The organism is Mycolicibacterium aromaticivorans JS19b1 = JCM 16368 (genome assembly GCF_000559085.1).
In the GTDB taxonomy this organism is placed as follows: Bacteria; Actinomycetota; Actinomycetes; order Mycobacteriales; family Mycobacteriaceae; genus Mycobacterium; species Mycobacterium aromaticivorans.
In genome coordinates this window covers 5,164,716-5,183,738 of the sequence record NZ_JALN02000001.1, presented here as the reverse complement: position 1 = coordinate 5,183,738, position 19,023 = coordinate 5,164,716, and the positions used below count along the sequence as shown (strand labels likewise).

The window sequence follows — 19,023 nt, the reverse complement described above, 5'->3', positions numbered from 1 at the left end:
GGTCAGCCGTTGGAGTACACCCGGGTCGGCGCCACCAGCACGACCACGCGGCCCTGCTCGGCCATCGTCCGGTCGTATTCGTCCCAGTCATCGTGCGTGCCACCGCATGCTATGAACACCTCACGCAACAACAGCCGCAGCTGGTCCGCCGACGTCAGCCACGCGGGCCGGTCGTCGGGGCCGGCGAGTTCGGCGTGACCCTCCACCGACGCCCACTGCCAGCCGTCGCGGAACGTCAACGTCACCGCGGGCCGGGCTCGCAGGTTCGCCAGCTTGACCCGGCCGTAGGTCACAAAGCCCAGTACCGGTTCGCCGGTGGCCGGGTGCGCGACGATCCCCGCGTTCACCAACGACGCCTGAATGGTGTTGTCTGCCCGCACTGTCGCGACCACCGCCAGGCCCCGGTCGGCCTGCGCCAGCGCAACTGCCTCGTCCAGCGTTGTCATGCCGAAAACGGGCTGCGGAAGTTGTAGCGGCTGGTGGGTACCGCATCGATGTTGACGTTGGCCCCGAAAGCCGCTGTGCTGGCGACCATCTGCTCCATGCGGCTCTGCAGGTCGGCATCGTCGGCGGCGCCGAAGAACGCGTGCAGACTCGTGACCGCCTCGATGGGGAAATGCTCTTCGACGATTGCGTTGATCACCGGGGCGTCCTCGGTGATCGCGCGCACGACATAGTTCTGCACGTAGGTGAACGTGGACTGGGTCGCGATCGCGACCGGCGTGTGATTGCCATGCCAGCGAGCCAGCCAGGTGCGCTCGTCCATGTCGGCGGGCCGCCGGAGCAGCGCCATATTGGCCAGGCCGGGCGACCGCTCCCCGGGTGGGGTCGACGGCGGCGGCAGCGGTGCGGATTCGGTCACCAGGTAGGCGGCGATCTCCTCGGCATAGTGGCCGAGCAACTCCAGCGCCATCAGCATCTGATCGCCGTAGTACTGCTGCGTCCACACGCTGACCAGCCCCTGCACCGGCGGATCCAGCGTCGTCAACGTCATCATCGACTCGCGGACGTCACGGTCGCGGACGTTGACCGTCAGCCCCGGCAGACCGAGCGCGAGCAGTTCGTGCGCGACCGGACCCCGCAGTTGTTCTGCCCACTCGTCGTCGGCGGCCGCGGTCCGCAGTGTGACTATCACCTTCTCCATGGCTGGAACCTACCGCAGTCGGTCGCGCAGCCAGCGCGGAGTGATGAAGACGCCTTCGGCTTCGACGGTGATGCCATCGGCATCGGAGATGTAGCCGGAGACAAAGGTTTTCACGCCGTCGACGCGGGTGATCTGAGCCTCCGAGTGCAGCGGGCCGAGCGGACAGGCCCGCAGGTAACGCACGGTGATGCTGCCGGTGAAACGAGGTTTGGTATCCGGGCTGGCCGCCTCCCCCAGCACGTGATCCAGCACCAGCGCCGACACCCCGCCGTGCACATGCCCGGGCGGACCCTCATAGGCGGCACCGAGATGAAAGTCGCACCAGCGCCGTCCGTCGTCGTCGCGGTGGATCACCAACGGCGGAGCGATCGGGTTGCGCAGCCCGATCACCGCGTTACCCCAACTCATGCTCTGGCCCGACGGGGTGCGCCGGACCCCGAAGGCGCCGACGATCTGTTTGCTCCGCAGCCGGGCGGTCGCGGCGTCGATGTCGGCTTTCACCGCGGCGACGGTCTCGGCGTCGACCTCGCTGCGGATCGTCGCGTCGACCAACTCACGCACCGAGATCGCCAGCGGCTCATAGATCGCCTGCATTCGGGCGACCTCCTCGGCGGACATGTCTTCGACGGTGAACTCCAGCACCTCAGCACTAGAACACGACGTCTGTGCCGTGTCGAACGAGGGTCTCGCCGCGCGCTAACACGAATGACACGCAACTGACCCCTGGTTGGAACGCGAGCGTCGAGAATCTGCAGGTAGCGCTCGCTGTCCCCGACGCGCCAGAAAGGCATGCCGATGAGCACCGACGTCACCGAGCCCGCGACACCGCCGAGCGAGCTGAAAACCCCGTGGTGGACCCGAGGCGATCTCAACGCCTTCTTCGGGCTCGGCTTCAACATCTTGGTCAACGTCCTCACCCTGACCACGCTGATGATCGGGGTCATCAAGCTCCCGGCCGACGACGTGCTGGGCACGGTGCTGCCCGCGCTCGGCGTGGCCCTCGTGCTGGGCAACCTCTACTACACGTTCCTGGCCCGGCGGCTGGCCCGGCGGGAGAACCGCACCGACGTCACCGCGTTGCCGTACGGGCCGAGCGTGCCGCACATGTTCATCGTGGTCTTCGTCGTGATGCTGCCCGTCTACCTGGCCACCAAGAACCCGATCCAGGCCTGGCAGTCCGGGCTGGCGTGGGCGTTCATGATCGGCGTCATCGTCATCATCGGCGGCTTCGTCGGCCCCTACATCCGCAAGCTCACACCGCGCGCGGCGATGCTGGGCACCTTGGCCGGAATCTCGATCACGTTCATCTCGATGCGTCCGGCCGCCCAGATGTGGGAGGCGGCCTGGATCGGCCTGCCGGTGCTGGCGATCATCCTGATCGGCTTCTTCACCGACGTGAAGTTGCCGGGCAACATTCCCGTCGGTCTGGTGGCGCTGCTGGTCGGCACCGCGATCGGATGGATCGGCGGATTCATGTCGGCACCCGATGTCAGCAAGGCCGTCGCCGACATCGCGATCGGTATCCCCGATCTTCGCCTCGATCTGCTGGGTTCCGGACTTGCGCACCTGGCCCCGCTGCTCGGCACCGCAATCCCGTTGGGGGTCTACAACTTCACCGAGGCGATGAGCAACGTGGAGAGCGCAGCCGCCGCGGGTGACAACTACAACCTGCGCAGCGTGCTGCTGGCCGATGGCGCCGGCGCGGTGATCGGCTCGGCCTTCGGCTCACCCTTCCCGCCGGCGGTCTACATCGGCCATCCCGGCTGGAAGGATGCCGGCGGCCGCGCGGGTTACTCGCTGGCCAGTGGCGTGGTGATCGGCCTGCTCTGCTTCCTCGGCTTGTTCGGTGTGCTGGCCGCGCTGCTGCCGGTGCCCGCGATCGTGCCGATCCTGCTGTACATCGGTCTGCTCATCGGCGCCCAGGCCTTCCAGGCCGTGCCGCGCCTGCACGCGGTTGCCGTCGTCGCGGCGCTGTTGCCCAACCTCGCGCAGTGGGCCAGCGGGTTGATCGACAATGCGCTGAACGCCGCCGGGACGTCGGCGGCCAAGGTCGGCATGGACGCCCTCGGCGGCGCAGGCGTGGTGTACGACGGACTGCAAACCCTGGGTGAGGGCGCCATCCTGGTCGGCCTGCTGCTGGGCACCATGGTGACGTTCATCCTGGAGAAGAAGTTCCGCTACGCCGCGCTGGCGTCAGTGGTGGCCGCGGCACTGTCGTTCATCGGCCTGATCCACGCGCCCGAGATCGGGTGGGCCGCCAATCCCCAAGTGGCGCTGGGCTATCTGTTCTTCGCGGTGGTGTGTCTGCTGTATTCGCTGCTGCCCGCGGCCAAGGAACCGGTGACCGTCGACGAGTCCGACATCGTCGCCGGGCACTAGCTGTTTCCCGCGACGAACGGGACCTCGGCGCCGTCGGCGAGCACGATGTAGAGCCGTCGCCACGGGTTGGCGCCGACGAGGCGCCACTGATGCCCGGAGCCCACGGTGTCCTCGGCCAGCAAGACGTCGCCGGGAGCAAGAGTGAATTCCTCGCCGTCGCGGGTGGTGAACACCAGCGTGCCGGCGAGCGTCACGACGAGCTGGCGTACCGGTGCGGTGTGCCACGCCAGCGTGCCGCCGCTGGCGGTCTCCTCTGCCGTCACCCGTGTCGACGACATCGCCGCCGACACCAGGTCGTCATTGCGTCCCGGAGTCAGGTCGAGGCGGCCGATCTCGACGTGGGACTGCTCGTCGGCTCCGGTGTACAAACGCACGCAGCGAATCACTAGGGCACCCTTTCGTTCTGGTCGGTTGCAACGGTATCCGCACCGGCCGCGCTGACCTAGGGTGTGCAGCATGGCGGTTCCGCTCGGCGACACCGAGCCGTACTACAACCTCGGTGACCACCACCGGCCCGTCGACACCCCGTCGCCGCAAGCGCAGGTGTGGTTCGATCGCGGACTGGTGTGGGCGTACGCCTTCAACCACGAAGAGGCGATCGCCTGCTTCGAACGGGCCTTGGCACTCGACGCCGACCTCGCGATCGCCCGGTGGGGAATCGCGTATGCGATCGGCCCGAACTACAACAAGGGTTGGGAGGCCTTCGATCCCGGCGACCTGACCGCCTCACTCGCTCGGGCCCGAATGGAACTGGAGCTGGCCACCACGTGCCGCGGCAGCCTCGTCGAACACGCCCTGATCGCGGCGCTGGCAACCCGGTTCCCAACCGACGATCCTTCTGACGCAGAAACTCTGGCCGCGGGGCACGCCGCCTACGCCGAAGCCATGGCCGAGCTGGCACGGGTGTACCCCGACGACCTCGATGTCCTGGCGCTGGCCGCCGATGCGCTGGTGAACGTCACGGCATGGGCCTTGTGGGACACCGCAACCGGCGAACCGGCCCCCGGCTCGCGGGTGGTGGAGGCCATGGCGTTGTTGGACGCCGCACTGCGTACCGAGGCCGGCCGCGCCCATCCCGGCGTGTTGCACCTCTACATCCACGCGATGGAGATGTCAGCCCATCCCGAGAACGCCCTGCCTGCTGCCGACCTGCTGCGCGGCCTGGTGCCCGACGCCGGTCACTTGCAGCACATGCCGTCGCACATCGACGTGCTGTGCGGGAACTATCGAGATTCGGTGCTGGCCAACCAATCCGCGGTGGCGGCGGATCGCCGCTTCGTCGCGCACGCCGGGCCGCTGAACTTCTATTCGCTGTACCGCGCGCACGATCTGCACTTCATCGTCTATTCGGCGATGTTCGCCGGCCAGTCGCAGATCGCGCTGGCTGCCGCTGACGAGCTGTCCGGGCAGCTGACCCCCGAACTGCTGTCTCTTCCGTCGCCGCCGATGGCCGACTGGCTGGAAGCGTTCGTGCCGCTGCGGGTGCACGTGCTGATCCGGTTCGGCCGCTGGGACGAGCTGATCGCCGAGGCTCTGCCCGCCGACACCGAGTTGTATTGCACGACAACGGCAACCCTTCACTACGGGCGCGGGGTCGCGCACGCCGCCAAGGGACAGCTGGCCCAGGCCGCCGCCGAGCGGGAAGCATTCGCCGCGGCCTATGCGCGCGTCCCGGAGTCGCGGTACCTGTTCAACAACACCAGCCGCGACGTCCTGGCCGTCGCGGCGGCGATGCTCGACGGTGAGATCGCCTATCGGGAAGGCGATTTCGAGGCGGCCTTCGACCATCTGCGGCGCGCGGTCACACTCGACGACGAGCTTCCCTACGACGAACCCTGGGGCTGGATGCAGCCGACCCGGCACGCCTATGGCGCGCTTTTGTTGGAGCAAGGCAAGGTCGCCGACGCCGCCGCGGTATATGCCGCCGACCTCGGCCTCGACCCCACCCTGAGCCGGCCCTGCCAACATCCGGGCAACGTCTGGAGTCTGCACGGCTACCACGAATGCCTGCAGCGGCTCGGCCGCACCGACGAGGCCGTGATTATCGGCCGTCAGCTCGAACTGGCGAAGGCCCGCGCCGACGTCCCGATCCTGGCGTCGTGTGCGTGCCGGCTGGAGGTCATCAGCACGGACTGCTGCCACTGAGGCAGTAATCTCGACTCGTGCACGACGGCATGGAACCTCCCTCTCCGGTCATCCCGTCTCGGCGTGGCTGGCCGGGCGTGGTCGTGCATTTCATCGGCACCGCACCGGTGACTTTCGGCTGGCTGGCGGTGCTGTTCCTGACGACCATCGCCCAGCACCTGCTGCCGCACTGGCATCTGCTGGCGCTGCTGCGCAAAGACTCGACGAACCTCCACCACCTCGCTTCCGACCCGATCCGGGTGCTCATCACCAGCCTGCTGTGGCTCGACGGCGCGGCGTGGTGGCCGTACCTGGTGGGGTTTTGCCTCTTCCTGGCCCCGGCTGAACGCTGGCTGGGCCGGCTGCGCTTCGTGATCGCCGGGCTGATCGCCCACATCGTCGCCACCTATGCCAGTGAGGGGTATCTGTACTGGCAGATCCAGGAGGCGATGATCTCCCCGCGCTACCTCAACGCCCGCGACATCGGCGTCAGCTACTTCGCCGTCGGCATCGGCGGTCTGCTGACGTACCACATCGCGCGGCCGTGGCGCTGGCTCTATCTGTTCATCGCGCTCGCCTACTGTGTGGGCGCGGTGGCGATCAACCCCACGTTCACCCCGGTCGGGCACCTGGTCGCGCTGTTCGTCGGATTCGCCTGCTACCCGCTGGCGCGCAACCGTCCCGGTTCACCGGTGGATCCGATGCGGCTGCTGGACCTTTGGCGCTTCCGCCATCCACCGACGCCGGTTGCGTAAGGTGAGGACGTGGCGCTCGACGACCAAGACATCCAGCGGCTCGGCCGCTGCGTCGAGCTGGCCCGCGCCGCGCTGAATGCCGGTGACGAACCGTTCGGCTCAATCCTTGTCGACGCCGACGGCACGGTCCTCTTCGAGGACCACAATCACGTCGCAGACGGTGACGCCACCGCCCATCCCGAGCTCGCGATCGCGCAGTGGTCCGCCGCCAACCTCCCCCCTGACCGGCGGGGCCGCGCGACCGTCTACACCTCCGGCGAGCATTGCCCGATGTGCGCGGCTGCACACGCGTGGGTTGGCTTGGGCCGCATCGTGTTTGCCGTGGCGGGCGCCCAGCTGGCTGACTGGCTGACCGACTGGCAGGCACCGCTGCCACCGGTGGCCACCCTGCCGATCACCGCGGTCGCCCCGCAGTTGACGGTCGACGGCCCGGCCCCTCAGTACCGCGACGAGATGATGGCCCTCTACGCCACGAAGTTCGCGCCATGAGCGACTGGGTGCGCCACGCGATCTGGTGGCAGGTCTATCCACTCGGTTTCGTCGGCGCCTTCCCCGCCACCGAACCGCCCGACCCCGGTGAGCACCGGCTCCGCCGGATCGTCGACTGGCTCGACCATGCCGTCGAACTCGGCACCTCCGGAATTGCACTGGGGCCCGTCTTCGCCTCCCGCACGCACGGATACGACACCACCGATCACTTCCGCATCGACCCACGACTCGGTGACGACGACGACTTCGATTACCTTGTCTCCGAAGCACATCAGCGCGGACTACGGGTCTTGCTCGACGGTGTGTTCAACCATGTGGGAACGGAATTCGAGCGCTATCGACGCGCTGTCGAGGGCAACGACCCCGACGCACGGTCGTGGTTTCGCGGCCGCCCCGGCCATTTCCACACCTTCGAGGGCCACGGCGAGCTCATCACCCTCAACCACAAGAGCCCGGCCGTCGTCGACTACACCGTCGACGTGATGAGCCACTGGCTGGCCCGGGGCGCCGACGGTTGGCGACTCGACGCCGCGTACGCGGTACCGGAGTCGTTCTGGGCACAGGTGCTCCCGCGGGTCCGCGAAGCCCATCCCGACGCCTGGTTCGTCGCCGAGGTGATCCACGGCGACTACGTCGCGTTCGTCGGTAACAGCGGTGTAGACTCGGTGACCCAGTACGAGCTGTGGAAGGCGATCTGGAGCAGCCTCAACGACGGCAACTTCCATGAACTGGACTGGGCGCTGCAGCGCCACAACGACTTCCTGGCCCGATTTGCGCCGCTGACCTTCGTCGGCAACCACGATGTCACCCGGATCGCCAGCAAGCTGGACCGCCCCGAGCAGGTCGCCCACGCCCTGGTGCTGCTGTTCACCACCGGCGGTGTCCCCAGCATCTACGCCGGCGACGAACTCGGCTACCGAGGCGTCAAGGAAGAACGGGCCGGCGGCGACGACGCGGTGCGTCCCGAGTTCGGGACGCCCCCCGTCCCGTTGGACGCCGCGGGGCGCGAGACCTGGAATCTGCACCAGTACCTGATCGGCCTGCGCCGCCGAAATCCCTGGCTGCATGAAGCGAAAACCACAGCGCTGCAAGTGGACAACCGCGGTTATGCCTATGAGGCCCGCAATGGTGACGATGCCTTGATCGTCGCGCTCAATATCGACGACGCGCCGATGGCGCTGCCGATCGCGACGCTCATCGCCGGTCAGGCCCAGCTGGTGGGCGGCACCGCGGCACCGCCCGAGGAGGTCGTCGACGAGGTGGTGGTTCCGCCCCAGGGCTGGCTGGTGCTGCGCCCGCTATAGCAGCTCGAGCGTCCGGGTGTCGCGCTCGCCGCGGTAGAACCTGTCAAGCACCGCGATGAAATCGGCGTTGTCATCGGTGGCCGCAGCGAACAGCGTCATGGACGAGCGCACCTTGAGTGTGTCCGGCCAGCCGAAGACTTGGTCGACGGAACGGCCCTCGATCGCGACGACCAGGCGGGCACACTCCCGCAGCCGTGCTCCGAGCACCGGATGGGCCAGATAGGCCAGCGCTTCAGCCAGCGAGTTGATGCCGAAACGCTTTGCGGTGGAACTAGTTCCGAGCGCGCCGAGCTGAGGAAAGATGAACCAGATCCAGTGACTGCGCTTCGCGCCGGCCCGCAGTTCGGCGAGCACCTGGCTGTACACCCGGTCCTGGGCATCGACGAAGCGCTGGAGATCGAACGGGTCCATGCCTCGACCCTACCGTTGCCGTCGCGTTACCTTTCCGTTATTGAGACCAGGCCAAAGCCGTTGCGGGGCTGCGCATCCCGAGTCCCCCGCGTCGCCTGATCGTTAGCGAACCGCGATATGCCACACCGCCGCGCGTGCCGAGTCCGCGCTACGCACCGTGATTAGCTGCCAGAGCACAGCACTTCTCCACTGTGATACACGTACGAAAGGTGATGGTTTCCGTCATGAAGATCGTCGATAAGTTGCGAGGCACTTGGTTGCGCCGCCTGGCCGCAGCCTTCGTGGCCGCACTCGCTCTGCCCGGCCTGATCGGTGTCGTTGGCGGGTCGGCGACCTCGGCCGCCTTCTCCAAGCCCGGACTCCCGGTTCTCTACCTCGACGTCCCGTCCGCCGCGATGGGACGCAATATCCGCATCCAGTTCCAGGGCGGCGGCCCGCACGCGGTGTACCTGCTCGACGGCTTGCGCGCGCAGGACGACTACAACGGGTGGGACATCAACACCCCGGCGTTCGAGTGGCTGTACGGCTCGGGCCTGTCGACCGTGATGCCGGTCGGTGGCCAGTCGAGCTTCTACACCGACTGGTACCAGCCGTCGCAGGGCAACGGGCAGACCTACACCTACAAGTGGGAAACGTTCATGACCCAGGAGCTGCCGGCTTATCTGCAGGCCAACTACGGGGTCGTCCCCAACGGCAACGCCGTCGTCGGTCTGTCGATGGCCGGTAGCGCGTCGCTGACCTACTCGATCTATCACCCGCAGCAGTACGTGTACGCGGCGTCGCTGTCCGGCTTCCTGAACCCGTCCGAGGGCTGGTGGCCGATGCTGATCGGGCTGGCCATGAACGACGCCGGCGGCTTCAACGCGCAGAGCATGTGGGGCCCGTCGTCCGACCCGGCGTGGCGCCGCAACGACCCGATGGTCAACATCAACCAGCTGGTCGCCAACAACACCCGGATCTGGATCTACTGCGGCACCGGTACGCCGTCGGATCTGGACACCTCCGGTGGCGGTGGCAACCTGATGGCCGCTCAGTTCCTCGAAGGATTCACGTTGCGCACCAACAAGACCTTCATGGACAACTACCTCGCGGCTGGTGGACGCAACGGCGTGTTCAACTTCCCCGCGAACGGCACACACAGCTGGGGCTACTGGGGACAGCAGCTGCAGCAGATGATCCCGGACATGCAGCGGGTTCTGGGAGCAACTCCGTCCGCCGGCTGATCGACCCCGAACAACAGCGAGCCTGTCGCCACCCCCCGGCGGCAGGCTCGCTGCTTTGTGTGCGCCGCCGAGCCCCACTCCAGAGTCACAGTCGACGCCCAACGTGACACCCGGGTGACGTTGGGCGCAGGTGCGGGACGGCGCGGGGGAACAAACTGGAATCGATCAAGGTTGAGTCGGTCAGACTGAACTTTGGAGGATTGATGGCTGAAGCCAAATCTGTGCCGGTCCTGTTTGTCAGCGAGCCGATTGTGCTGCCGGGAATGGTGGTGCCGATCGAACTCGACGACGCCGCGCGTGCCGCGGTGGACGCGGCGCAGGCCACCCCGACCGGCAAGCTCTTGATCGCCCCGCGCCTGGACGATCGCTACCCCACCTACGGCGTGATCGCGTCGATCGTGCAGGTGGGCCGCATCCCCGGCGGCGGAGCCGCTGCCGTCGTGCGCGGCGAGAGCCGCGCCCACATCGGCTCCGGAACCACCGGGCCGGGCGCGGCGCTGTGGGTCGAGGTCGACGAGATAACGGCGGCCGAGCCGACCGAGGACACCAAGGCACTCGCCGCGGAGTACAAGAAGCTGCTGCTGGCGATGCTGCAGCGCCGCGAGGCCTGGCAGATCGTCGACGTGGTCAACAAGATCACCGACCCGTCGGCGCTGGCCGACACCGCCGGCTACGCGTCGTACCTGTCCGACGTCCAGAAGCGTCAGCTGCTGGAGACCGAGGACGTGGCCGCCCGCCTGCAGGTCCTGATCGAGTGGACCGGCGACCTGCTGGCCGAAGTCGAAGTCAACGACAAGATCGCCGAGGACGTGCGCGACGGCATGGAGAAGACGCAGAAGGAGTTCCTGCTGCGCCAACAGCTCAACGCCATCCGTAAGGAATTGGGCGAAGGCGAGCCCGACGGATCCGACGATTATCGGGCCCGTGTCGAGGCGGCCGATCTGCCCGAGAAGGTCCGGGAGGCCGCGTTGCGTGAGGTCGGCAAGCTGGAACGCTCCAGCGAGCAGAGCCCGGAGGGCGGCTGGATCCGCACCTGGCTGGACACCGTCCTGGACCTGCCGTGGAACACCCGCACCGAGGACTCGACCGATCTGACGGCGGCCCGCGACATCCTGGATGCCGACCATCATGGGCTGGACGACGTCAAGGACCGCATCGTCGAGTACCTGGCCGTTCGCTCCCGTCGCGCCCAGCGCGGTCTGCAGGTCGTCGGCGGCCGGGGCTCCGGTGCCGTGATGGTGCTGGCCGGGCCGCCCGGCGTCGGCAAGACGTCACTGGGTGAGAGCGTGGCACGGGCGTTGGGCCGCAAGTTCGTTCGCGTCGCCCTCGGTGGCGTGCGCGACGAGGCCGAGATCCGCGGGCACCGGCGTACCTACGTCGGCGCACTGCCCGGCCGGATCGTCCGGGCGATCGGCGAGGCCGGTTCGATGAACCCGGTCGTGCTGCTCGACGAGATAGACAAGGTCGGCTCCGACTACCGGGGCGACCCGTCGGCCGCGCTGTTGGAGGTCCTGGACCCCGCTCAGAACCACACGTTCCGCGACCACTACCTGGACCTGGATCTGGATCTGTCCGACGTGGTGTTCCTGGCCACGGCCAACGTGATCGAGAACATTCCTTCGGCCCTGCTGGACCGCATGGAGTTGTTGCAGATCGACGGCTACACCGAGGACGACAAGGTGGCCATCGCCCGCGAGTACCTGCTGCCCCGGCAGCGCGACCGCGCGGCGCTGACGCCCGAGGAGGTCACGGTCACCGACGCGGCGCTGCGCAAGATCGCCGCGGACTACACCCGGGAGCCCGGTGTGCGGCAGTTCGAGCGGCTGCTGGCCAAGGCGTTGCGTAAGGCGACGACCAAGCTGGCTGCCTCCGACGAGCCGCTGACCATTGATGAGCCGGATCTGGTTGGCTACCTTGGCCGTCCGCGGTTCACCCCGGAATCGGCGGAGCGTACCGCCGTGCCGGGCGTGGCGACCGGACTGGCGGTGACGGGCCTGGGCGGCGATGTGCTCTACATCGAAGCCGGGTCACCCGGATCGGAGGGGGTCGGCGAGTCGGCTCTGATTCTGACCGGTCAGCTGGGCGACGTGATGAAGGAGTCGGCGCAGATCGCGCTGTCCTATGTCCGTAGCCACGCCGAGGAGCTGGGCGTGGACCCCGCAGCGCTGAACCGCAAGATCCACGTGCACGTGCCGGCCGGCGCGGTGCCGAAGGATGGTCCGTCCGCCGGCGTCACGATGGTCACCGCGCTGGTGTCCATGGCCACCGGACGGCAGGTCCGCTCGGATGTCGGGATGACCGGCGAGGTCACCCTGAACGGCCGGGTACTGCCCATCGGCGGTGTGAAGCAGAAGCTGCTGGCCGCGCAACGGGCAGGGCTGTCAACGGTTTTCATCCCGCAGCGCAACGAGGCCGACCTGGACGACGTCCCGGCAGAGGTGCTCGAGGCGCTGACCGTGAAGCCGATGACGGATGTCGCCGACATCGTCGCGCAGGCGTTGGAGCCGGCAACCGAGGCGGCCACTGCGGCGGCCTGACGCGCGACCAGACACAAAGTCGCCCCTTTTCAGCTGAATTGGGGCGATTTTGTGTCCGCCGGGCGTAGTAGCTTCTGGCTATGGCCTACGACGAAGATCTCGCGAACCGCCTGCGGGAACTGCTCACCACCGAACACGGCGTCGACGAGAAGCGGATGTTCGGCGGACTGGCGTTCCTGATCAACGGCAACATGGCCGTGTGCGCCAGCGGCCAGGGCGGCCTCATGGTGCGAGTGCCGCCGGAGGACACCGCCGGCCTGCTGGAACGCGAACACACCGCACCGATGATCATGGCGGGGAGGGAAACTCGCGGCTGGATCCGGATCGGTGACGCCGGGGTGCGGACGAAGCGTCAGCTGCAGGGCTGGGTCACCCGCGGCGTCGATTACGCGAAATCCCTGCCACCGAAGTAGCGCGGGAACCAACCCCGGTGACCCGGGCTTGTCGCGTGCATGACCAACCCGGTGGGCGTTTCCGGTGCGGCGTTGAGCAATGAGAATGTCTGACACCACAATGACACATCGTTTCGTCGAACCACTGGACGGGTATCGCCTGGCAGATGGATGATTCGGAGGCCCGGCGCCTCATTCAGCGCCTTCGTCAGCATGCGGGCAAAACCTATGCCGCGGAAGCGGGAATCACCTTGCGGGACACCCCGATGCCGCTATTCCAGCTGCTGGTGCTGTGCATGCTGGCCAGTAAGCCGATCGATGCCGCCATCGCGATGCACGCCGCCCGGGAACTGTTCCGGGCCGGATTGCGCACACCGCGTGCCGTGATGGCGGCCAACCGGCAGACCATGATCGAGGCCTTCGCCCGTGCCAACTACGTGCGCTACGACGAGAGTTCGGCGTCGCGGTTGACCGAGCTCGCGACCAGGGTCAACGACGACTACCGCAACGACCTGCGCACCCTCGCACGCGTCACCAAGCCCGACGTGAAGAATGCCAAGCAGGCGCTCAAACAGTTCACCGGAATCGGGGACACCGGATCCGACATCTTCCTGCGCGAGGTCCAAGACGTCTGGCCGTGGGTGCGGCCCTACTTCGACAAGCGCTCGCTGGACAGCGCCGAGCAACTCGGTCTCCCCCGCGACGCCCACAGACTGGCTGCCCTCACCGGCCGGGCGATCGCGCCGCTCGCGGCAGGCCTGGTGCGGGTCTCCCTGGACGACGACGTGCGGCAGCGCATCGCCGGCTGACGCGTGACCGTCAGGATCGGCACATCGGGGTGGTCCTACGACCACTGGGATTCGGTGCTGTACGGCCCCGGCCTGCCGGTCGCCAAGCGACTGGCCCGCTACGCCGAGGTGTTCGACACCGTCGAACTCAACGCCAGCTTTTACCGCTGGCCCAAGGACGCCACCTTCGAAGGCTGGCGCACCCGGTTGTCCGACGGATTCACCATGACGGTCAAGGCGCACCGCGGCCTGAGCCACTACCGGCGACTGAACAACCCCGAACCCTGGATCGACCGGCTGGAACGCTGCCAGCGGGCGCTCGGTGACAAGCGGGAGGCGGTGCTGGTCCAGTTGCATCCCGACGTCGAACGCGACGACGCCCGGCTGGCCTACTTCCTGTCGCTGATCCCCGATTGGATCCGGGTTGCCCTCGAGATGCGCCACCCGTCCTGGGACGACCCGCGCGTCTACGAGCTCCTGGAGCGCTACCGCGCCGCCTACGTGGTGATCAGCGGGCCCGGTATGCCGTGCGTGCTGCGCGCCACCACCGATCTGGTCTACGTGCGCATGCACGGCCCCGACACCGCGCCCATCTACGCAGGCGACTACACCGAGGACGACCTGAACTGGTGGGCCGACCGGATCCGGGAATGGCAGGATCAGGACCGGCGGGTGCTGGTCTATTTCAACAACGACGGCCAGGGTCACGCCGTCCGGAACGCGCTGCGGCTGCGCGAACTACTCGGCGGGTGATTCGAGTAGTCGTTGTCGCGCCGTGGCGAATTCGGTGTCGGTGAGGTCGCCGCGGTCGCGCATGGTCTTCAACGTCTGCAGTCGCTCGGCCAGCTCGGGCGGCAGGTCGTCCCGCTGCGGCGCGGCCCGAACAATCGGCTCGTCGTCGATGAGTTCGACGAGTTGCGGGCGAGCCGGATCGATCCGCACCGACACCCGGTCGTCGGCCTCGGGCAGCTCACCCAAGGTGAACGTCGCCGCCACCCTGGCCTCGTAAGGTGTTGCACCGTCGGAGCTTTCGATGCGCAGCCGCAGCACGCGGCGGCTGGCATCCTTGTTGACCACTACGTTGAACGTCGGCCTGATGACCTCCAGCACGACACCTGTGGCGGACACCCCGGCGCTGCGCAACTGATCCACCCGAGACACGGCAACAACCAGCCACGCGGCGTAGCCGAGGACGACGGTGCTCCACAGCGCCAACCACCACACCGACAACGGGGTCGTCCAGTCGGCGGCCCACGGCACCGTCGAGGCGATCACCCAGCCAAGCAACGCCGGACGCGGTGACCGGCGCGAAATCGCCAGGAACACAACGAACTGCGCGACGTAACCGCCGAGCCAGACACCGAGCACCCAGCCTTTGGCCGAAGTGGCGCCGGCATGGTCGAGTAACCGGGTGGCGATCAGCGCCGGGGCGGCGATCAGCACCCACCACAGTGCCGAGAACGTCGCTATGGTCCGCCACATCACCGGGCCACGGTATACCGCGTCACACCCGCGCCACGTCGCAGGCAGGTGCCAGCACCGTGACCTGACCCGCCGAGGCGTCGACCCGGACCTGCATGCCGGTAGACAACCCCGCGGCGACCCCGGCGACGAACGGAACACCGAAGCCGGCGGCGAAGATGCCCACATCACCCAGCGTGGCACCGCCGTCGGTCAGCACCGCGGCGGGTGTACCCAGCAGCGCCACCGCGTCGAGGTCGGCTGCGGAGACCACGGCGATTTCCGCCGCGCCCAGCCCGGCGTCGGCCGCCGAATCGACCACCCGGACCGTGCCTTCCACGACGCCGGGGAACAGTCCGGTTCCGTGCAGCTCGTCGCCGGCCCGCGCGGGTTCGGCTGCGGCGACCGGTGTCCAGGCACCGTCGATGACGGCAGGCAGCCGCACGGCCTGCAATCGCTCGCGTTCGGCGATGCGGCGTTTGATGCGCAACCGGGTGTCGGCGGGCACGGCCAGTGCCTCGTCGATGGTCAACTCGAAGATGTCGTCGAGCACCGCGATCTTGTCCGCCGCCACCAGCCGGCGGCCCAATTCCCGCACCGCGAGCCGAAGCTGATGGGTGTACCGCAGGGTGGTGTCATAGGCCACTACCCGGCAGGCCGCAGCGGCGGGAACCGCCACGGGGTCGTCGGCTCCTGAATCGCGAACCCGGGTGGCCGCCGCAAGCAGTGCGTCGGGACGATCACCGAGCACCGACGTCGCGAGCTCGACGGCCCCCGGCCCGCGGTGCCCCAGATGGGCCAGCGCCGCGGCGAACGCACTCGCCAGCATCGGCGCGCCGGTGCGGGTGGCCGCCATATCGCCGGCCTCCAACGCGGCGCGCGCGTATGGATGGGCGCGCAGCACCCGCGCCAGCGACGCGACCTCGGCGCTGACGCTCACCGGCTGATCCGCCCCGCCCAGTTGCGCCGGGGCCACCTCGGCGAGCACGACCGCAAGCGCGCTCAGGGTCCATCCCTCGTGAATTCGGCTGCACAGCAACCGGATTCGGGCATCGAGCTGGGCATCGCGCAGCAGCTCGAGCTTGGCGGTGTCGCGCCGTTCGGCGTCGGCGGCGTCGCGGTAGGCCCGCAGGTGGCGGCCGAACATGCGTGCGCTGGCCTGCAGACGGCTCGCCGACATGGCGCCGGTGACCGTGACGAGCGCAGCCGGGCCCGGCGTCGGCACGTCAGCGGCGGCGCGCAATCGCCGCGAGAGAACGGCCGCACGGGCCGGAAGTCGGGGCTCGGCGGCCGCGAGGGCCGAAGCGCCCAGATAGATCCGGTGGCCGAAAGACGCGAATAGACGGCTCTCCCATTCGCCGGCGACCGCGCCGCGCAGATCCAGCAGAGCGGCCAACGACCGGCCGGCGAGCCGCAAGCCGCCCAGATGGAGATCCAGCGACATCGGGGTGAGCGGGCCCGCCGTGGCTTCACTCAGCGGGCCTGCCACGAACACCGGGAAACGCGGGTCGATCCGGTCATCGAGTTCGCCGTCGATACCCTCGGGTGCGGCGCTGACGCCACCCGCCCGCGGAACGGCGGTGACGGGCAACGGGACTCGCCCGCTTACCGCGATCGCGCCGGCCACGCTGATCTTGCGGCCCTGAAGCCCACGTACCGTGTCGGCGACGGCATCGCTTGCGCCCCAGCCGCATTCGAAGCCCCACTCGGTTCGCAGCCGTTCCAGGTCGAGCGGCGCACACAGCTGCGGCCAGCCAGGCACACCGCGCACCCTGGGTCGCGGGTCCACCCCACCGAGGAGCCGGGCCGCGGAGACGACGGTGGTGGTGTCGACCCCACCCAGGTCGACGACACCGGTGCGGTCGGTTCCGACAGCGAGAACCAGGAACCGGATCAGGTCGTCGACGTGCAGCACATGAAGCGGTCCGGTGGCGTCGGCATCCAGCACGGCCGCGACCGAGCGGCAGACCAAGCCGTCGCACTGGCGGCCCATCGGCGCGGCGATGCGCACCACCAGGTTCGGCGCCCAGCCGGTGCTGACCAGGTCTTCCACCTGTTGAGAGCCAGTCGGGGCCAGCACGGACAGGGACGGGAACACAATCCGCGCACCGCCGCGGGCGGCGGCGTCACAGACACGGGCGACATCGGCGGGGCGGGTCAGGTCACGCCCTTCGGCGGGCAACGGGACGACCACATCGGCCAACTCGGCCAATCGGTACAGCACCGGGTGGCTCAGCGTCGCGGCGATGAATTCGACGCCCGGATCGAGGTAGCGGTGCGGACGCTCGGCGATGCCGTACACATCATGGCCCGTAGCCAGCAGACTCTGGGCGAGGGCGCGACCTAGCTCTCCGGTGACTTCGGTGAGCAAGATCCGCATGCCACGCCCCTAGTTCCTCCATCGACCTTCGACTGTAAGCAGGTCACAGGGAAAAGATCGCCGTTTTCTCCCCAAGGCAGAAGCGGATCAGGACAGGGTGGCCCGGCCGTCGGCATGCACCCGGACCTTGGCGCCGGCGATGTCTTCGGCCACGGTGACCGCCGCCGCCTCGGCGTCGTCGATTACGGCCATCGCGCGGGAGTCGTCGGGGGTCCGCACCGCCAGGAACGCCTTCTCCGGACGGCCGTCGCGATCGAACGGGGTTGTCCAGGACTCGACGGTGCCCTCGCCCTCCCATTCGACCACTGCGGTACGGGTGGGTTCGCGGTCGACCTCGGACTGGACGTCCTCCCAGCGGAACGCCGCCGGCGGCGGGGTCGCGCTGTACACACCGAAGCTGTGCTTGGTGAGGAAGCCGCCGTTGGCGGTGATGAGGCCGTAGGCCGCGGGGTCGTCGCGCAACAACCCGGCCATGGTGGCGATGGAGTGCATGACGTAGTTGTTCCACGGGCCGCCGGCGAAGGTCAGTCCGCCGGTGACGGTCAACGGCCGCTGCGGGTCGTCGGTGGCCAGGCCCAGTTCGCCCGCGGCCACCTGCACCGCCGACGGGAAGCACGAGTAGACGTCGATGTGGGCCAGGTCGTCGACGCCGACTCCGGCGAGTTCGAGCGCGCGGCGCCCGGCGATCCTGATCGCGGGTGACCGGTGCAACTCGTGGCGTTCGGCCACCGAGTAGGTGTCATGCGAGTCGGTGCCCGCGTAGGGAAAGACCCACTGATCGCGCGGGATCTGCAACGCGGCAGCCTTCTCGGCCGAGCACAGGATGACCACGGCGGCCTGGTTGACCATGTTGTTGGAGTTCATCAGCTTCGGATACGGCCAGCTGATCATCCGGTTGTCCGGACCGGCCTGCCCGATCTCCTCGGCGCTGCGCGCCTCACGGACCCATGCCTGCGGATTGTCCGCCGCCACGGCGCTGAACCGGGACCACAGCTCCGCGACACGGCGCTGATGATCGGCCACACTCTCGCCGCGCGAGATCCGCAGCGCCTGCTCGAAGAGCGGATAGACGTGCGACGGCAGCAACAGCCCGATGCGCTCTTCGGCGGGGCTGGACATCGGAACCTCGTCCTCGGCGCCCGGCGGCACTGCGACATCCTCACCCTGGCGGGTCCAGTGGGGCTTGATTCCGTTGGCCTGCATACGCTTTCGGTTTCGCCACGTCTCGCCGCCGGCGAGCAGGACGACCTCGGCGCGACCCTGCTGGATGTCCAGGCAGGCCTGATTGACCAGGGACTGGGGCGTGTTGCCGCCCACCCCGGTGTAGTAGGTCGAAGGATTGCGGGCGCCGATTCGCTGGCCCAGCAGCAGACCCGGGTCGCGGTAACGCCACGACAGCAGGTTGACCACCCGGATGGCGTCGATGGCCTGCAAGACCGTCGGGTCGGCGGCCTCGCGCGCGGCCGCAGCCACCAGGTCGACGGGTTCGATCTGCGCGTCGTCGCGCTGGTTGATCTGTCCCGCCGCGACCAATACCGGCGTCCGAGGATCCATCGACGGCCCCTATCTGTAGTCGTGACGGCGTTTGACGCCTGTCAAAACCTAGCACCGGTCGACCGACGGCCAGATGGGCGGT

The 19,023-nt window shown here is 68.2% G+C and carries 18 protein-coding genes; 10 read left to right on the top strand and 8 right to left on the bottom strand.

The features are described from left to right. Nucleotides 1–2: 2 nt before the first annotated feature. Genes Y900_RS24715 through Y900_RS24705 form a run of 3 tightly spaced genes read right to left on the bottom strand, consistent with a single transcriptional unit; the run spans nucleotide 3 to nucleotide 1,786 of the window. Nucleotides 3–446, bottom strand: a complete 444-nt coding sequence (locus Y900_RS24715) for a TIGR03618 family F420-dependent PPOX class oxidoreductase (protein WP_036345062.1) — start codon at nucleotides 444–446, stop codon at nucleotides 3–5. Beyond that, a complete protein-coding gene (locus Y900_RS24710; protein WP_036345059.1) occupies nucleotides 443–1,144 on the bottom strand; it encodes a hypothetical protein in 702 nt (233 codons plus the stop codon). The genes Y900_RS24715 and Y900_RS24710 overlap by 4 nt, the downstream gene beginning before the upstream one ends. A 9-nt stretch (nucleotides 1,145–1,153) precedes the next feature. Beyond that, nucleotides 1,154–1,786, bottom strand: coding sequence for a PaaI family thioesterase (locus Y900_RS24705; protein WP_036345057.1), 633 nt, complete (start codon nucleotides 1,784–1,786; stop codon nucleotides 1,154–1,156). Between the two features lie 153 nt (nucleotides 1,787–1,939). On the opposite strand from Y900_RS24705, the gene Y900_RS24700 reads away from it, so the two are divergent. Then, a complete protein-coding gene (locus Y900_RS24700) occupies nucleotides 1,940–3,523 on the top strand; it encodes a SulP family inorganic anion transporter (protein ID WP_036347716.1) in 1,584 nt (527 codons plus the stop codon). Here Y900_RS24700 and Y900_RS24695 read toward each other — a convergent pair. After that, a complete protein-coding gene (locus Y900_RS24695; protein ID WP_036345055.1) occupies nucleotides 3,520–3,909 on the bottom strand; it encodes a cupin domain-containing protein in 390 nt (129 codons plus the stop codon). The genes Y900_RS24700 and Y900_RS24695 overlap by 4 nt on opposite strands. Nucleotides 3,910–3,979: 70 nt before the next feature. Here Y900_RS24695 and Y900_RS24690 point away from each other — a divergent pair, with 70 nt between their 5' ends. Genes Y900_RS24690 through Y900_RS24675 form a run of 4 tightly spaced genes read left to right on the top strand, consistent with a single transcriptional unit; the run spans nucleotide 3,980 to nucleotide 8,195 of the window. Beyond that, complete coding sequence (locus tag Y900_RS24690; protein WP_036345053.1) at nucleotides 3,980–5,668, top strand: tetratricopeptide repeat protein; 1,689 nt, start codon at nucleotides 3,980–3,982, stop codon at nucleotides 5,666–5,668. 17 nt (nucleotides 5,669–5,685) lie between these two features. Continuing rightward, complete coding sequence (locus Y900_RS24685; RefSeq protein WP_081845225.1) at nucleotides 5,686–6,402, top strand: rhomboid-like protein; 717 nt, start codon at nucleotides 5,686–5,688, stop codon at nucleotides 6,400–6,402. Between the two features lie 9 nt (nucleotides 6,403–6,411). Next, complete coding sequence (locus Y900_RS24680) at nucleotides 6,412–6,891, top strand: nucleoside deaminase (protein WP_036345049.1); 480 nt, start codon at nucleotides 6,412–6,414, stop codon at nucleotides 6,889–6,891. Then, nucleotides 6,888–8,195, top strand: a complete 1,308-nt coding sequence (locus tag Y900_RS24675) for an alpha-amylase family protein (RefSeq protein WP_036345047.1) — start codon at nucleotides 6,888–6,890, stop codon at nucleotides 8,193–8,195. The genes Y900_RS24680 and Y900_RS24675 overlap by 4 nt, the downstream gene beginning before the upstream one ends. Here the strand turns inward: Y900_RS24675 and Y900_RS24670 are convergent. Then, the gene (locus tag Y900_RS24670) at nucleotides 8,190–8,606 is read right to left on the bottom strand and encodes a DUF1810 domain-containing protein (RefSeq protein WP_036345045.1); all 417 of its coding nucleotides are present in this window, start codon (nucleotides 8,604–8,606) and stop codon (nucleotides 8,190–8,192) included. The genes Y900_RS24675 and Y900_RS24670 overlap by 6 nt on opposite strands. Nucleotides 8,607–8,830: 224 nt before the next feature. Here Y900_RS24670 and Y900_RS24665 point away from each other — a divergent pair, with 224 nt between their 5' ends. The 5 genes from Y900_RS24665 (at nucleotide 8,831) to Y900_RS24645 (ending at nucleotide 14,299) form a co-directional block, all read left to right on the top strand. Next, a complete protein-coding gene (locus Y900_RS24665; RefSeq protein ID WP_036347714.1) occupies nucleotides 8,831–9,829 on the top strand; it encodes an esterase family protein in 999 nt (332 codons plus the stop codon). A gap of 203 nt (nucleotides 9,830–10,032) precedes the next feature. After that, the gene (lon, locus tag Y900_RS24660) at nucleotides 10,033–12,366 is read left to right on the top strand and encodes an endopeptidase La (RefSeq protein WP_036345042.1); all 2,334 of its coding nucleotides are present in this window, start codon (nucleotides 10,033–10,035) and stop codon (nucleotides 12,364–12,366) included. Between the two features lie 80 nt (nucleotides 12,367–12,446). Further along, nucleotides 12,447–12,779: a TfoX/Sxy family protein gene (locus tag Y900_RS24655; protein ID WP_036345040.1), complete on the top strand. Its 333-nt coding sequence runs from the start codon at nucleotides 12,447–12,449 to the stop codon at nucleotides 12,777–12,779. Nucleotides 12,780–12,925: 146 nt separating this feature from the next. Continuing rightward, nucleotides 12,926–13,567: an endonuclease gene (locus Y900_RS24650; protein WP_036345037.1), complete on the top strand. Its 642-nt coding sequence runs from the start codon at nucleotides 12,926–12,928 to the stop codon at nucleotides 13,565–13,567. A 3-nt stretch (nucleotides 13,568–13,570) separates the two neighbouring features. Continuing rightward, entirely contained in the window at nucleotides 13,571–14,299 is a 729-nt protein-coding gene (locus tag Y900_RS24645) for a DUF72 domain-containing protein (RefSeq protein ID WP_036345034.1), read from the top strand. On the opposite strand, the gene Y900_RS24640 is transcribed toward Y900_RS24645, so the two are convergent. The 3 genes from Y900_RS24640 to Y900_RS24630 form a co-directional block, all read right to left on the bottom strand. Then, nucleotides 14,285–15,028, bottom strand: a complete 744-nt coding sequence (locus Y900_RS24640) for an SHOCT domain-containing protein (RefSeq protein ID WP_036345032.1) — start codon at nucleotides 15,026–15,028, stop codon at nucleotides 14,285–14,287. The two genes, Y900_RS24645 and Y900_RS24640, sit on opposite strands and share 15 nt — an antisense overlap. 22 nt (nucleotides 15,029–15,050) lie before the next feature. Next, nucleotides 15,051–17,387, bottom strand: a complete 2,337-nt coding sequence (locus Y900_RS32480; RefSeq protein ID WP_051660244.1) for a hypothetical protein — start codon at nucleotides 17,385–17,387, stop codon at nucleotides 15,051–15,053. 87 nt (nucleotides 17,388–17,474) lie between these two features. Then, a complete protein-coding gene (locus Y900_RS24630) occupies nucleotides 17,475–18,941 on the bottom strand; it encodes an acetyl-CoA acetyltransferase (protein WP_036345030.1) in 1,467 nt (488 codons plus the stop codon). Between the last annotated feature and the right edge of the window lie 82 nt (nucleotides 18,942–19,023).